Annotated in this window: 10 protein-coding genes; 7 read left to right on the top strand and 3 right to left on the bottom strand. The window is 73.2% G+C overall.

Features of this window, described 5'->3' with window-relative positions:
- Positions 1-29: 29 nt before the first annotated feature.
- Positions 30-473, bottom strand: coding sequence for a hypothetical protein (locus tag ACWCQK_RS24015; RefSeq protein WP_451158062.1), 444 nt, complete (start codon positions 471-473; stop codon positions 30-32).
- Positions 474-909: 436 nt separating this feature from the next.
- Between ACWCQK_RS24015 and ACWCQK_RS24020 the strand changes: the two genes are divergently transcribed.
- Complete coding sequence (locus tag ACWCQK_RS24020) at positions 910-2067, top strand: ROK family transcriptional regulator (RefSeq protein ID WP_451158064.1); 1158 nt, start codon at positions 910-912, stop codon at positions 2065-2067.
- Between the two features lie 93 nt (positions 2068-2160).
- On the opposite strand, the gene ACWCQK_RS24025 is transcribed toward ACWCQK_RS24020, so the two are convergent.
- A complete protein-coding gene (locus ACWCQK_RS24025; RefSeq protein WP_451158066.1) occupies positions 2161-2922 on the bottom strand; it encodes a GntR family transcriptional regulator in 762 nt (253 codons plus the stop codon).
- A gap of 383 nt (positions 2923-3305) precedes the next feature.
- Between ACWCQK_RS24025 and ACWCQK_RS24030 the strand changes: the two genes are divergently transcribed.
- The 5 genes from ACWCQK_RS24030 (at position 3306) to ACWCQK_RS24050 (ending at position 12199) form a co-directional block, all read left to right on the top strand.
- On the top strand, positions 3306-4136 hold the full coding sequence (locus ACWCQK_RS24030; protein WP_451158068.1) for an alpha/beta fold hydrolase: 831 nt from the start codon (positions 3306-3308) through the stop codon (positions 4134-4136).
- Positions 4137-4753: 617 nt separating this feature from the next.
- On the top strand, positions 4754-6340 hold the full coding sequence (locus ACWCQK_RS24035) for an alkaline phosphatase D family protein (protein ID WP_451158070.1): 1587 nt from the start codon (positions 4754-4756) through the stop codon (positions 6338-6340).
- A 147-nt stretch (positions 6341-6487) separates the two neighbouring features.
- Positions 6488-7906, top strand: a complete 1419-nt coding sequence (locus ACWCQK_RS24040; protein ID WP_451158072.1) for an SWIM zinc finger family protein — start codon at positions 6488-6490, stop codon at positions 7904-7906.
- Positions 7903-10569 carry a DUF7824 domain-containing protein gene (locus tag ACWCQK_RS24045; protein ID WP_451158074.1) on the top strand — a complete coding sequence of 889 codons (2667 nt, stop codon included), beginning with the start codon at positions 7903-7905 and terminating at the stop codon, positions 10567-10569. The genes ACWCQK_RS24040 and ACWCQK_RS24045 overlap by 4 nt, the downstream gene beginning before the upstream one ends.
- A 226-nt stretch (positions 10570-10795) precedes the next feature.
- Positions 10796-12199 (top strand): GNAT family N-acetyltransferase, encoded by a 1404-nt coding sequence (locus tag ACWCQK_RS24050; protein WP_451158076.1) that lies wholly within the window; start codon positions 10796-10798, stop codon positions 12197-12199.
- Between the two features lie 400 nt (positions 12200-12599).
- On the opposite strand, the gene ACWCQK_RS24055 is transcribed toward ACWCQK_RS24050, so the two are convergent.
- Positions 12600-13817: a trans-sulfuration enzyme family protein gene (locus tag ACWCQK_RS24055; RefSeq protein ID WP_451158078.1), complete on the bottom strand. Its 1218-nt coding sequence runs from the start codon at positions 13815-13817 to the stop codon at positions 12600-12602.
- A gap of 60 nt (positions 13818-13877) precedes the next feature.
- Here ACWCQK_RS24055 and ACWCQK_RS24060 point away from each other — a divergent pair, with 60 nt between their 5' ends.
- On the top strand, positions 13878-14381 hold the full coding sequence (locus ACWCQK_RS24060; RefSeq protein WP_451158080.1) for an Lrp/AsnC family transcriptional regulator: 504 nt from the start codon (positions 13878-13880) through the stop codon (positions 14379-14381).
- Positions 14382-14422 lie beyond the last annotated feature (41 nt).

The following is a 14422-nucleotide window of genomic DNA, read 5'->3' on the forward strand; positions in this document are numbered from 1 at the left end:
CCGGGCACCTCCGCGTCGGCGTCACCAGGTCATGGCGGGTCCACCTCCGTGACCACGGCGAGGAGTTGGAACGCGAGCTCCTTGTCCCACTGCGAGACGCCGAGGGCCACCCAGCGTTCCACCCCCGGCGGCCGCCACAGGTGCAGGTCCGGCACATGGCCGCTGAGGGTGGCCCACGGCTCGGGTATGTCCTCGTCGTCCACGGCCCGGACGAGGATGCTCGCCAGGCTGACGAGGTCCGGTGCTCCCCACCGGGCGGTGAGCCGTTCGGTGAGGCCGTCCCGGTCGTACTCGTACTGGGTGCCCGTCTCCTCGCGCCGCGTGCCGTCGTCCTCCCAGAAGTCGTCGCTGGTCTGCAACTCGGCTGTCAGATAGCCGGGTCCGCCCGTGCCGACGTCCGTCCTGCCGTGGGCCGCGGGGAAGTCCCGGACGCACAGCAGGTCGATCGTGGCGAGGAATCGTGCGATGTCCATGACTCCAGTAAAGCCGCGACCACTGACAATTGGCGGTGTGTCAGGCCGTGACGGCAGGTAGGCGACAACCTCGGCCAGGCCGGGGGTGACTGGCAGGTGCATGTAAAGGTGTCGCCGCGTTGATCTACCCTGGGCGGATGGCGGTCACCGTTCTCCTCCTCGACGAACTCCCGCACGCGCGGGGCCGCGGGCCGTACCGGAGGCGCGGCCCGGCATCGCCCGCCGGACGGTCGGCGTCGAGACGGTGAAGTCGCACGTCAGTGGTGTTCTGGCCGAGCCGGGGGCGCGGGACCGGACGCGGGCGGTGATCGTCGCGTACGGGTCGGGACGCGTGGCGCCGAGCTGAACGCACAGATCCGGGGTGCCCGGAGCTCGCCGGGGTCCCCGGCGCCGAGTACGATCCGGCCAACACGCGCACGAGCTGGGAGGACGGACGTTGGGGCGGCTGACCGGCGGGGATCCCTCGCTGCTGCGAAGGATCAATTCCGCGGTGGTGCTGCACGCGCTGCGTGCCACGGACTGCGCGACGCTGACGGAGATCACCCGGGTGACCGGGCTGTCCCGGCCGACGGTCGAGGGTGTCGTCGAGGATCTCATCGACGCCGGTCTGGTCGTCGAGAAGGCCGCCGAGGAGGGTGCGACGCGGCGTCAGGGACGGCCCGCGCGCCGGTTCCGGTTCCGTGCGGAGGCCGGTCATCTGCTGGGCCTGGAGATCGGCTCGCACCGGGTCGCCGCGCTGCTCTCCGGTCTCGACGGCCGGGTGATCGGCGCCCAGGCGAAGGACGTCGAGGAGACGGCCCCCGCGGACGAGCGCCTGGAGCGGCTGCGCACGGCGGTGGCCGAGCTGCTGCGGCGGGCCGGGGTGCCACGCCATTCGCTGCGCGCGGTGGGGGTCGCGACGCCCGGGATCGTCGAGGCGGACGGCACCGTGCGGCTGGGCACCGCGCTGCCCGAGTGGACCGGGCTGCGCCTCGGCGAACGGCTGAGCCGTTCCTTCAAGTGCCCGGTGCTGGTCGAGAACGACGCGAACGCCGCGGCCGTCGCCGAGCACTGGAAGGGTGCCGCCACCGGGTCGGACGACGTCGTGTTCGTGCTGGCCGGGCTCAGCCCGGGGGCCGGTGCGCTGATCGGCGGCCGGCTGCACCGGGGGTACGGCGGGGCGGCCGGTGAGATCGGCGCGCTGCACCTGCTGGGCCGGGAGGTCACCCCTGAGACGTTGTTGTCGACCACGGACGAGCCGCTGCACCCGCTGGACGAGCGGGCGGTCGCCAAGGTCTTCGCGCAGGCACGCGAGGGCGATCAGCGGGCGTTGGCGGCCGTCGACCGCTTCCTCCAGCGGCTCCTGCACGATGTCGCGGCGCTCGCGCTGGCGCTCGATCCGGAACTGGTGGTCATCGGCGGCTGGGCGGCCGGACTGGACGGGGTGCTGGAGCCGCTGCGCCGCGAGCTGGCGCGCTACTGTCTGCGGCCGCCGAAGGTGACGCTGTCCCTCCTCGGCGAGGCGGCCGTGGCGACGGGTGCGCTGCGGCTGGCCCTCGACCATGTGGAGGAGCAGCTGTTCGCGGTGGACGGCACGGTGACCGCGCGCCGTTGACGGGCCGTCACCGGAGTGCGGGCGCGGTCTTCGGTGCTGCCGGTGGAACGACTCGCGCCCCGGTGGAGTTCCGGGGCGCGAACGGCGGGTCGGTCAGGAGGCCTGCCGCTCCGGTCCGTGGTGTATCTCTACGCCGCCCGAGGCGCCGAAGGTGAGCCGGCAGGTGTCGGCACGGTAGGTGGCCACCGAGAGCGCGGCGGTGGTGCCCTCGCTGAGGAAGCGGGTGGTGACGACGAGGACGGGAGCCCCGGGCAGCCGGTCGAGCTCCTTGGCGTCCTCGGCGCGAGCCGAGCCCAGCTCCACCGCGTTGTCCTGGCCGTCCAGTTCCCGGCGCTGGAGTTCCCGCAGTACGGCACGCGCGCTGGCGGTGCCGGACGGGGCGTCGATGGCGGACAGGTCGGGCACCGAGGACCGCGGGATGTAGAGCAGTTCGGCGCCGACGGGCTGGCCGTGGCTCATGCGGGAGCGGCGCACCGTGTGCACGGCCTCGTCCCGGCCGGTCTCCAAGGCGTCGGCCACGGCCGCGGGCGGGATCAGCAGGGCGGAGTCCACGGGCTGCCAGGCGTCGTCAGCCGCGCCGGGCCAGGCGTGCTGCCGGGCACCGACGGCCACGCCCACGCGCGGCGGGGCGACGGTCGTCCCCACGCCCCGGCGGCGTTGCAGACGGCCTTCCAGTTCGAGCTGTTCCAGGGCCTGCCGGAGCGTGGCGCGGGCGACTCCGAAGCGGGCCGCGAGGTCGCGCTCGTTGGGCAGGATCTCGCCCACGGAGAACTCTGAGTCCAGTGCCTCACTGAGCACGGTCCTGAGGTGCCAATACTTCGGTTCCGACACCGGTTCCAACTGCGTGGTCCCCACCCTGTCCTCCGCAATCGCCGTGTTCCGGCGGCGTTTTAGCGCCCTTGTTTATTAAAGGTTGTTGCACTTCTCTGCGACCATAAGGCGGCCCCCACCCTTGGTCAATACCAATCCTCGTACCTGTGGGCGCCTCACAGGCGCGTCCGGGCGCGTTGCCGCAGAGCGTTCACGGAGCGTTCGCGCGGGGCCACATTCGTGACATCCCGGCAAAGCTCCACGGCACGACGGGAGCCGAGAGCCCGGCCTCAGCGACGACCTGAGCGACGACCTGAGCGACGACCTGAGCGACGACCTGAGCGACGACCGGGGGCTACCCGTCGGTAGCAAGTGCTGACAAGCTGTCTACGACGTCTTTCGGCGAGTCCCAGACGAGGAGCACCCCCATGCCCGCCACCGTCTCCTTCGAGGTCCCCTCCCCTCGGGGCCCGCAGCGCGTGACCGTGTCCTACGCGCGCGTGGGCAGCGGCGAACCGCTGCTCCTGCTGCACGGCATAGGTCACCACCGGCAGGCCTGGGACCCCGTGGTGGACATCCTCGCCACCGAACGGGACGTGATCGCCGTGGACCTGCCCGGCTTCGGCGCGTCCCCGGCGCTGCCGGACGGCCTCTCCTACGACCTCGCCACGACGAGCAGGGTGTTCGGTGCCTTCTGTGCGGCGCTGGAGCTGAACCGCCCGCATGTCGCGGGCAATTCCCTGGGGGGCCTGCTCGCCCTCGACCTGGGACGCGAGAAGCTCGTACGGTCCGTCACGGCCCTCTCCCCCGCCGGATTCTGGTCGCAGACCGAGCGGCGCTACGCCTTCGGTGTCCTGCTCGCCATGCGGCAGATCGCGCGGCGGCTGCCGCTGCCGCTGGTCGAGCGGCTGGCCGGCACGGCCGCCGGCCGCACGGCCCTGACGAGCACGATCTACGCCCGCCCGGGCCGCCGTTCACCCGAGGCCGTGGTGGCCGAGACGCTCGCGCTGGTGAACGCCCCGGGCTTCGACGCCACCCTCCGGTCCGGGATCGACGTGCGGTTCACCGACGATGTCCCCGGGGTCCCCGTCACCGTGGCCTGGGGTACCAGGGACCGACTGCTCGTGCGCCGGCAGGGTGTGCGCGCCAAGCAGATCATCCCCCGGGCCCGGCTGGTGCGGCTGCCCGGCTGCGGACACTGCCCGATGAACGACGACCCGGCACTGGTCGCGCGCGTCATCCTCGACGGGAGCCGCTGACCCGCGGACGGGATCCGCCGGCCCACGCCCGCCAAAGCGCCACGCGCCCGAACCCACCGCGACTCCGACGCCGACCAGCGCACTGCCCACGGCACCGGTGCCGACTTCGTGCCCGGCACCCCGGACCTGTCGCTGACCGGTACGGACCCCAGGAGCGGCTCCTCGCGCGCGTGGCCCCGGCCGGTGTCTCCGTACGCCCGCTGACGGACTGCGCGCACGCGCGTGCCGGAGCCCACGAGGGTGAGGCCCGCCGGGGTGTGCGGCTGGCCCTGGGGTACGCGCACCTCCCACCCGCGCGGATACGAGGCGGGATACGGCAGTTGGCTGAGGCGTCCACAGCCTGACCCCCTGCGCGACGCTCGGCCGGTCCATGGTCCGGGGCGGCCCGTCGGCGTCGGGCCGCGGCACGCCTCCCGACGACGGCACGGCCCCGACGTCCGCACGCCCTCGACAACAGGGTGCCCTCGACTGCGGCACGCCCTCGACAGCGAGCGCTGCCCTCTCCAAATCCCTTGGCCGCGCGTCCAGTTGTTCACTTGTGGTTTCCGTGTGCGCTGCGGCGCACCAGTAGGTGTGGCATCGCACACCAGCCGGTTCCCGTCCCTGGAGGCACTGTCATGTCATACCGATCGTTCCCCGGCCGCCGCAGCGTGCTGCGCGGCTCGCTGGCCGCGTCGGCCGCCCTGACCGTGCCCGCCGGACTCGGCGCCGCGCCGGCGTTCGCCCTGTCGGGACGCCCTCGGGCGGGCTGGGGCGTGCAGACGGGAGACGTGACGTCCGACTCCGGGCTGGTGTGGGTCCGTTCCGACCGTCCGGCCCGGATGATCGTCCAGACGTCCGCGACCGAGTCGTTCCGCAACCCTCACACCTGGCACGGGCCGCTGCTGGGCGCGCACACCGACTTCACCGGCACCACCCGCCTGCATGGGCTGCCGACGGGCGAGCAGATCCACTACCGCGTCCTGCTCGCCGACCCCGACGACCCGCGCCGCACCGGCGAGCCGGTGACCGGCACCTTCCGCACGGTGCCGGCCGGCCGACGGCACGGAGTGCGCTTCCTGTGGTCCGGTGACCTGGCGGGACAGGGCTGGGGCATCAACCCCGACATCGGCGGCTACCGCATCTACGACGCGATGGCCGAGCTCGATCCGGACTTCTTCCTGTGCAGCGGCGACAACATCTACGCCGATGGTCCCCTCTCGGCGACCCAGGCGCTGCCCGACGGCGGCACCTGGCGCAACATCACCACCGAGGAGAAGGCCAAGGTCGCCGAGACCCTGGCCGAGTTCCGCGGCAACTTCCGCTACAACCTGCTCGACGAGAACCTGCGGCGGTTCAACGCCCAGGTGCCGTCGGTCATCCAGTGGGACGACCACGAGGTGCGCAACAACTGGTACCCGGGCGAGGTGATCGCGGACACGGACACCCGGTACACCGAGAAGAGCGTGGACGCGCTGGCGGTGCGCGCCCGGCGGGCGTTCAGCGAGTACTTCCCCATCTCGACGCTGCGGCCGGGCGCGCGGGAGGGCCGCGTCCACCGGGTCGTGCGGCACGGCCCCCTGCTCGACGTGTTCGTGCTGGACATGCGGACGTACCGCAACGCCAACTCCCCCGACGACCAGACCACGGACCCGCAGGGCATCCTCGGCCGTGAACAGCTCGAATGGCTCAAGCGCGAGCTGTCGCGCTCCCGCGCGGTGTGGAAGGTCATCGCCGCCGACATGCCCCTGGGCCTGGTCGTGCCCGACACCACCGAGGGCAGGCCGAACATCGAAGCGGTGGCGCAGGGCGACCCGGGCGCCCCGCTGGGCCGTGAGCTGCAGATCGCCGAACTGCTGCGGTACATCAAGCACCGGCGGATCACCGGCACCGTGTGGCTGACGGCGGACGTGCACCACACGTCGGCCCAGCACTACCAGCCGGCCCGGGCGGCGTTCGCCGACTTCGAGCCGTTCTGGGAGTTCGTCTCGGGCCCGCTCAACGCCGGTGCCTTCCCGTCCAGCGCGCTGGACGGCACCTTCGGCCCCGAGCGGGTGTTCGTGAAGGCGCCGACCGCGTCGAACGTCTCACCGGCCGGCGGCTACCAGTTCTTCGGCGAGGTCGACATCGACGGCGGCAGCGGGGAGCTGACGGTACGGCTGCGCGAGCAGGACGGCAGCGTGCTGTTCACCAAGGTCCTCCAGCCGGGACGCGTCGGGCAGTAGTTCGGCGGTCCCGTACCCTCGGACGCAGGACGCGCACCGGCGTCATCCCCCGGTGCGCGTCACATCGCGGCGGCCGCCAATTCGGCCGTCGCGTCGGCGTTTTCACAGGTCAGAGCCATTGTCAGTGGTCGCCCCTACGGTTTTTCCATGACGCGATCCTTGCAGGCCGTGGCCTATCGCCAACCCTCCGTGCTGGAATCCGCCGCGGGCGGACGACGGCTGGGACTGGAGACGTCGGCGGGTGTGACGCCCGCCGGCGCCGAGGCCCATCCGCGCTTCTTCACGGGCTTCCTGACGTCTCCTCAGGTGGCTGCGGCCGGGCTGCTGGCGGTGGCCGACGTGGCGGCGACACGCTACTACCAGCGGCAGCTGCCCGCCTCGCTGGACCCGGTGGTCACAGGCAACGGCGACCGGTTGCGCTTCGAGTCCTTCTCCGGCTGCGGCGGGGTGTACGCGCGACTGGACGTGCTGGACGCCGGCCTCGACGGCGGCGAGATAGGACACGGCACGACGAACGTCGACGTCAACAGCCCCCTGCGGGAGGCCCTGGCCCGGATCGGCGGGGACGATCCGCTGCATCTGCGCGTCGGACCCGAGGAAATGGCCGTGACCACGCTGGATGGCCCGGTCGTGGAGAAGAAGGTGCCGCTTCCCGACCGGTGGCTGCGCGGCTTCGCCGAGGCCCAGGTCGTCGCGGCCGGATTCGATCTGCGGGCCGAACTGCCCGCCGCCGAGGCGGTGCGCTTCCTGCGCACGCTGCCGCGCGGCACGGGCAGGAGCGGTTCGGGGACCTCGCGCTGGGTGGTGCCCGCGGGCCGCGGACTGCGGCCGACCACCCGGGCGGTGCCCGGCGCGGTGTGCCTGCCAGGGCCGGAGCGGCTGGCCGCGTTGCAGCGGGTGCTGCGGCACGCGACGGCCCTGCGGGTCTACGGCCCCGTGCTCGGCGCGGCCGGTACGACGGCCGCGACGGCGACGGCGAGCGCCTGGGAGGCCGTCCTGCCCGGCATGCGGCTCACCCTGACGCTGTCGCCGGACGCCTCGCGCGGGTTCTCCGGCGAGGGCGGAGTCCTGGACGCCCTGGCCACCGACGAGGCGGCCGAGGACGCCGAACTCCTCTCGGTGCTCCTGGCCTGGGAGCCCCGTGTCGACGTCGTCGACCTCGCGGCCGCCTCGGGGCTCACGGCGGAGCGGGTCCGGGCGGCGCTGGTCCGCCTGGGCACCTCGGGCCGGGTCGGTTACGACACGGCGGAGGCGGCCTACTTCCATCGCGAACTTCCCTACGACGCCGGGCGCGTGGAGCGCCACAACCCGCGGCTGCGTTCGGCCCGGGCCCTGGTGTCCGCCGGTGCGGTGGTCCTGGACGGCGCCATCGGGACGGTGACGGCCGAGGACGGGCACGCGCACCGGGTGCGGGACGAGGCCGGGGTGCTCACCTGCACCTGTCTGTGGTGGGCCCGGTACCGGGGCGGACGCGGGCCGTGCAAGCACGCGCTGGCGGTACGGATGGTGCGACGGGGTGCCGTCGCGCGGGAGATCGGGACGCGAGTCGACGGTGGTGTGCGATGAGTTCGCTGATGGACGCGGTGCGGGCGGGCCGGACGGCCGACGTGGTGAGACTGCTCGACGGGATGACGGACGCCGAACGGCGCGCGGTCTTCCCGGAGTTGCAGGCACTGCGCAAGGAGCTCAGGCCGGTGCGCTGGGAGCGGGAGGCGATGCACGCCCACCCCGCCCTGCATCTGGCCGGGGCCGCCTGCCAGACCGGCGCGGCGGGCGTGACGAGCTGGATCGCGAGCACCGATGTGAGCTGGTCGTCGTCGCGGCTGGCGCTGCTGCTGCACGTGCTGGGCGACCGCGACTCCGCCTGGCTCGCCGACGTGACCCGCCGGCTGGCGGAGCGCCCGGTGTCGTCGGGGGTGCCCTACGCACTGTTGGCGGGACTGGTCCGGCTGTCCGGCCGTCCCGTGCCGACCACGGACGCCTATGTACGGGGCTGGGTGGAGCACATCTCGGCCACCTGGCATCACGGGGCCACCGTGCTCGACCAGTTGCGCAAGGATCCGCACCTGGCCAGGCTCACGGCAGCGCTCTTCGAGACGGACGACATCGGCGGTCCGCTGGAGTGGGGCTCCGCCGAGAGAGCGAACAACTGGGCCGACGCGCTCACCCGGCTCACCGCCGAAGGCGCCCTCGACCGGACGGCGATGGTCGACGCGTGCGTGGCCCGGCTGCTGCGCGGCGGCACCGCCGCGGACCACCGGATGTTCCTGCGGCTGCTCAAGGCCTTGGCGCTCACCCGGGACGAGGAGCGGGAGCGCACCGCGGACTGGCTGGCGCTGGCCTCGGACTCGGTCTCCGTGGTGGCCTCGCACGCCCAGTCGGTGCTGGGCAGCCTGGCCCTGGACGGCGAGCTGGCACCGCGCCGGCTCGGCGAGATGTCGGCGGCCGTGCTGTTCCGCAGCGAGAAGAAGCTCATCAGGGCGCAGCTCGTACTGCTGGGGAAGGTGCTGCCGCGTGACCCGTCCGCGGCCGGGGAGCTGCTCCCGGTCGTCGCGCAGGCCTTCGGGCACGACGATCCGGAGATGCAGGAGCGAGCGTTGAAACTCGTGGAGCGACATCTCGCGAAGGTCGATTCCGCGCCGGTGCGGGCCGGACTGGCCTTGGCGGCAGAGCAGTTGATCCCGGTCCTGCACACCCGGGCGGTGCGGACGCTGGGCGCCGCGCCCCGGCCCGAGGCACCGGTGGCGCACGTGGAGGTGCTGCCGCCCGTGCCGGAGCCGCAGCGGCTGGCGCCCGCGCCCGATTCGGCGACCGAACTCGCGGCGGAGCTGGGCGCGGTGCTGGCGTCCGACGGGGACGTGGCCTCTTTCGAGCGCGCGCTCGACGGCCTGGTCCGGCTCGCGTACAGCGACCGCGAGGGCCTGATGGAGGCGCTCGTCCCGGTGACGGCGCGGCGCTGGTGGCACCGTGCCGGGACCGACGTCGAGTACGCGTACCGGGCCGACACGCACTACGGCGCGTCCTTCGAGGGGTTCCACGACTCCGAGGACGGCCTGGATCTCGTCCTGGCGACGCTGGCCGGTGAGGGGCCGGCCGCCAGGCTCCGCCCGGGCGACTCGCGCGGCTCGACGGCCCGGTCCTGTGCGCACGGCGCGCTCGCCCGCGCCTTCGAAGCCCGCCTGTGGGAGGTGGCGTACCGGATCGGCACGGACCCGCTGCCGTTCCTGCTGTCGACGCCGACCTGGAGCACCGGGCTGCTGGAGCCGGACGCGCTGGTGGAGCGCCTCGACTCCTACCGGCGTCTGGGTGCCGAGGTCGGGGCCGCCGACTTCGCGCAGGCGCTGCTGCGGGTACGCCGCACGGACCGTACGGCGGCCACGGCGGCCGCCATACGTGCGGCGGCACTCGGCACGCCTGAAGGGACGCGCCTCGCCGCGTGGCTCACCTCCGAGGCACCCTCGACGCCGTCGCGACGCCGGCGCACCTCGGGCCGCCGCGTCCTGGTGGAGACCGCCGAACTGCTGGAGCTTCAGGCGGGGTTCCCTCCGGATTTCGCGCATCTGGGCCGCCCGGTGGGTGTGTTCGACGGCCACCGCTACTGCGCGCACTGGAACGACGAACTGCGCCGGCACTGGCTGGCCGTGCTCCCGGAACGGCGCGAGCTGGTGGCGGTGCGGATCCTGCGGGACATGTCCGAGGTCGCGGTGGACGACGCCCGGGGCGCCGACGTCCTGCCGCTGCTCGCGGAGTCGGGCGGGGAGGCGGGGGACGCCGTGCATCTGTGCCTGGCGTACGGACTCGGCGCACGGCACGCGCAGGACCGGCTCGCCGCCGTGGACGCCCTGCTGGTGCTGGCGGCGCGCGGCGAGCTGGACGGGGCCCGGCTGGGCGCGGACCTCGGCGAGCTGACACGGTGCGGAGCCGTGAAGCCGCAGCGGCTGGCCGACTCCCTGCGGACGGCCGCGGCCACGGGTGCCGACGCCACCGTCTGGGGACTGCTCGGCCACGCGCTGCCGCCCCTGCTCGCCGATCTGACCGTCGACAGTGCGACCGGGCCGGCCCGGGGGTTCGGAGAGCTGCTGACGGTGGCCGCGGAGTGTGCCGAGCGGTCCGGGGCGCGGGGCGATCTGCCTCATCTGGCGCAGGCGGCGGAGCGGCGCGGCTCCTCCCGTCTGGTGACGCAGGCCCGGCGGCTGCGCAGTGCGCTGGCCGAGGGGGTGGCCGCCTGACGTGGTCGGGCGTGGCGCCTGCCGCGCCCGGACACCATCGCTGACCTCGAACGGCAGGTGGGCTGTCATGCGCCGCACCGGAACGATCAAAATAGCTGCAAAAGGTGCAGATCCAGTCTTTACCGCTCAGTCACAAACCGTTCGTGATCACGCAACACGGATCCTTCACAGTGGCTACATGAATCGAGACCTGTCTGATGTGACGCGCGCGAAACATGGTCGACCCGTGCACCACTGGCGGAGGGATCTGGTCGAACTCGCCGCTCTCTTCACTGCCGTGGCGGTGGCCGACGCCGTGGCGAACCTGATCGGTCACGGCCCCGACGGTCCGGCCCTGCTGGTGATCTCGGCGGGAGCGCTCGCGGCGACGGCGGGATTCCACACATGGTGGGCACGCCGCCACGGTCACGCGCCTCCCGAGACCGATACCGGCGCCCGGCCGCGCTCCGGTGAGCGGCAGGCCGGGCCGTCGCCCGTCGCCGTCCCGAACGCGGGCGGCGAGAGCTCCCTGTGGCGGATGCGGACGACGGTGAAGGACGAACCGGGTTCGCTGGCGGCGCTGTGCACGGTGCTGGCCGGTCAGCGGGTGGACATACTGAGCCTCCAGACGCATCCGCTGGGCGACGGCACCGTGGACGAGTTCCTGCTGCGGGCCCCCGGCGCACTGGCCGCCGCCGAGATCTCCCGCGTGGTGGCCCAGGCGGGCGGCACCGACACCTGGATCGAGCGCGCCGACGCGCACGACCTGGTGGACGCGCCGACCCGGGTGCTCGGCCTCGCCACCCGCACCGCGCTGGACGCGGCGGAACTCCCGCTCGCGCTGCGCCAGTTGCTGGGCCGGTGCACCATCCGGTCACTGCCCGCCACGGGACCGGGCAAGGCGCGTGGGGCGGAGTCCGTACCGGTGGAGGGCGTCCTTGAGGACACCGTGATGCGGCTGCGGGCGCCGGAAGGCGGAGTGATCACCGTGGAGCGGCCGTATCTGCCGTTCACGCCGACCGAGTTCGCGCGGGCGCGGGCGCTGGTGGAGCTGGACGCCCGGCTCGGACCGCGCGTTCCGCTCAGCGAGGACGTGCTGACCCTGCCCGAGGGCAACGACATCACCGTACGCAGGGCCGACGTCGGTGATGTGGCGGCGGCGAAGGACATGCACGAGCGATGCTCGCCGCGCACCCTCTCGATGCGCTATCACGGGCCCGTCGGCGACGCGGACCGCTATCTGAACCACCTGCTCAGCCCCCGTTTCGGCCGGACCCTCGCGGTGCAGACCGCGTCGGGGCGCATCGTCGGACTCGGCCATCTGCTGTGGGACGGCGACGAGACCGAGGTCGCGTTGCTCGTCGAGGACGAGTGGCAGCGACGGGGTATCGGCGCCGAGCTCCTCGGCCGCCTGGTCGCGATGGCCGCCGAGGCACGCTGCGAGAGCGTGTACGCGGTGACGCAGGCGTCCAACACCGGCATGGTCGCCGCGATGCGCGGCCTCGGACTGCCCCTCGACTACCAGATCGAGGAGGGCACCCTGGTGATCACGGCCCGGGTGAACGCGGCGCACGCCGGGGCACGGCCGTCCCACGAGCGGCAGCGGGAACAGCGGCAGGAGCTCTACGGCGAGCGGATCGTGCGCGACTAGGGATCCGTACCCGGCCGGCGGATCCGCGCTCGACCAGGTACCAGGCGTACCGCGGGCCTGCCGCGACGGATCGCGAGACGCGTCACCGGCGCCCTGCGGGCACCCGCGTACACACCTCGTGGGCACCCGCGCCGACGCGACCGAACGGCCCGGCGGACACGGACTCCGCCGGGCCGTTCGTCGTGCGGACGGCCGGGACGACCGACCGGAACGGCCGGCCGACCGACCGACCGGCGGAACGAACGAGACCGGGACCACCGGCCGGAGCGACCGGAAGAGCCAGGTCCACCGGCCAGGGCGACAGTGGCGGCCAGGACACCCTCGTGCCCCAGAGCAACCAAGCCGGCCAGGACGACCAAGGCGACCGGAACGACCGGGCGGCCGGTGCCCCCGAAGCGGGTCAGGAGACCGAGGCCGTCCCCGGTTCCGCCACGCCGGCCCGGTCCGCCGTCGTCGCCCCGTCCAACGCCCGCTCCAGGTCGGCCCACAGGTCCTCGACGTCCTCCAGACCCACCGAGAGCCTGAGCAGCCGGTCGCCCACGCCCGCCGCGTGCCGGTCCGTCGGGTCCACGATGCGGTGACTGATGGACGCGGGGTGCTGGATGAGCGTGTCGACACTGCCCAGGCTCACGGCCGGGGTGATCAGACGCACGCCGGCGATCACCTCGTGCGGGTCGCCGTGCACCTCGAAGGAGATCATCGCGCCGCCGATGCGCGGATAGTGGACGCGGGCGACGCGCGGGTCGGCGGCGAGGCGGCGGACGAGTTCGGCGGCGTTCTCGGAGGCGGCCCGCACCCGGACCGGAAGGGTCGACAGTCCGCGCAGCAGCAGATAGCCCGCCAGGGGATGCAGCACCCCGCCGGTGGCGAACCGGACCTGGCGCAACCGTCCGGCGAACTCCTCGTCGCAGGCGACGACGCCCGCCATCACGTCACCGTGCCCGCCGAGGTACTTGGTGGCGCTGTGCAGCACCAGCCGGGCGCCCTGCTCGGCGGGACGCTGGAGGACGGGCGTGGCGAAGGTGTTGTCCGCGAGCAGCGGCACGGAGCCGCAGGAATGGGCGACGGCCCGCAGGTCCACCTCGGCGAGGGTGGGGTTCGCCGGGGTCTCCACCAGCACCAGTCCGGTGTCGGGGCGCAGGGCGTCCGCGATGCCGGCCGGGTCGGTCCAGGTGACCTCCGAGCCGAGCAGGCCGGCGGTCAGCAGGTGGTCGCTACAGCCGTACAAGGGACGCACGGCCACCACATGGCGCAGGCCCATCGAGCCCCGTACCAGGAGCACGGCGCTCAGCGCGGCCATGCCGCTGGCGAACGCGACGGCGCTCTCGGTGCCCTCCAGCCGGGCCAGGGCCGTCTCGAAGCGGGCGACGGTGGGGTTGCCGAGGCGGGCGTAGACCGGTGGGCCGTCCGGTTCGGCGCCCGTCGTGGCGAAGGCGTCGATCCGGGCGGCCTCCCCTCGGCTGTCGTAGGAGGGGTAGGTGGTGGACAGGTCGATCGGCGGGGCGTGCAGGCCCTGGCGGGCGAGATCGTCCCGTCCGGCGTGCACGGCCTCGGTGGCCAGTGCCCTCGGCGGAATGCGTACGTCGTCGTTCGGCGCGAACGTGCTCCCTGAGTCCATGGACGGAAGGGTGAACACCGACCGGTGCATCGGATTCGAACACCGTGCTACGTTCGGCCGATGGCTGAATCTGTCGTACTGGATCCGGTCGACCTTCATCTGCTGCGGCTGTTGCAGAACGACGCCCGGACGACGTTCCGCGATCTCGCCGCGCAGGTCGGGGTCGCGCCGTCGACCTGTCTGGACCGCGTGACGCGGCTGCGCCGGGCGGGCGTGATCCTCGGCCATCAGCTGCGGGTGGATCCGGCGAAGCTGGGGCGCGGCTTGCAGGCGCTGCTGTCGGTGCAGGTCAGGCCGCATCGACGGGAGCTGGTGGGGCCGTTCGTGGAGCGGATCAGGGCGTTGCCCGAGGCGCTGACCGTGTTCCACCTCACCGGGCCCGACGACTATCTGGTCCATGTCGCGGTCGCGGACATGACCGATCTGCAGCGGCTGGTGCTGGACGAGTTCACGTCCCAGCGGGAAGTGGCCCGCGTGGAGACGCGGTTGATCTTCCAGCAGTGGGACTGCGGCCCCCTGCTCCCGCCCGGCCCGGCGGGCACGCCCACAGAGAAATCGGCCTGACGCGGCACATCCGGCGGCAAACCGGGCTGACGCGGCACCGT

The organism is Streptomyces sp. NPDC002306 (genome assembly GCF_053593435.1).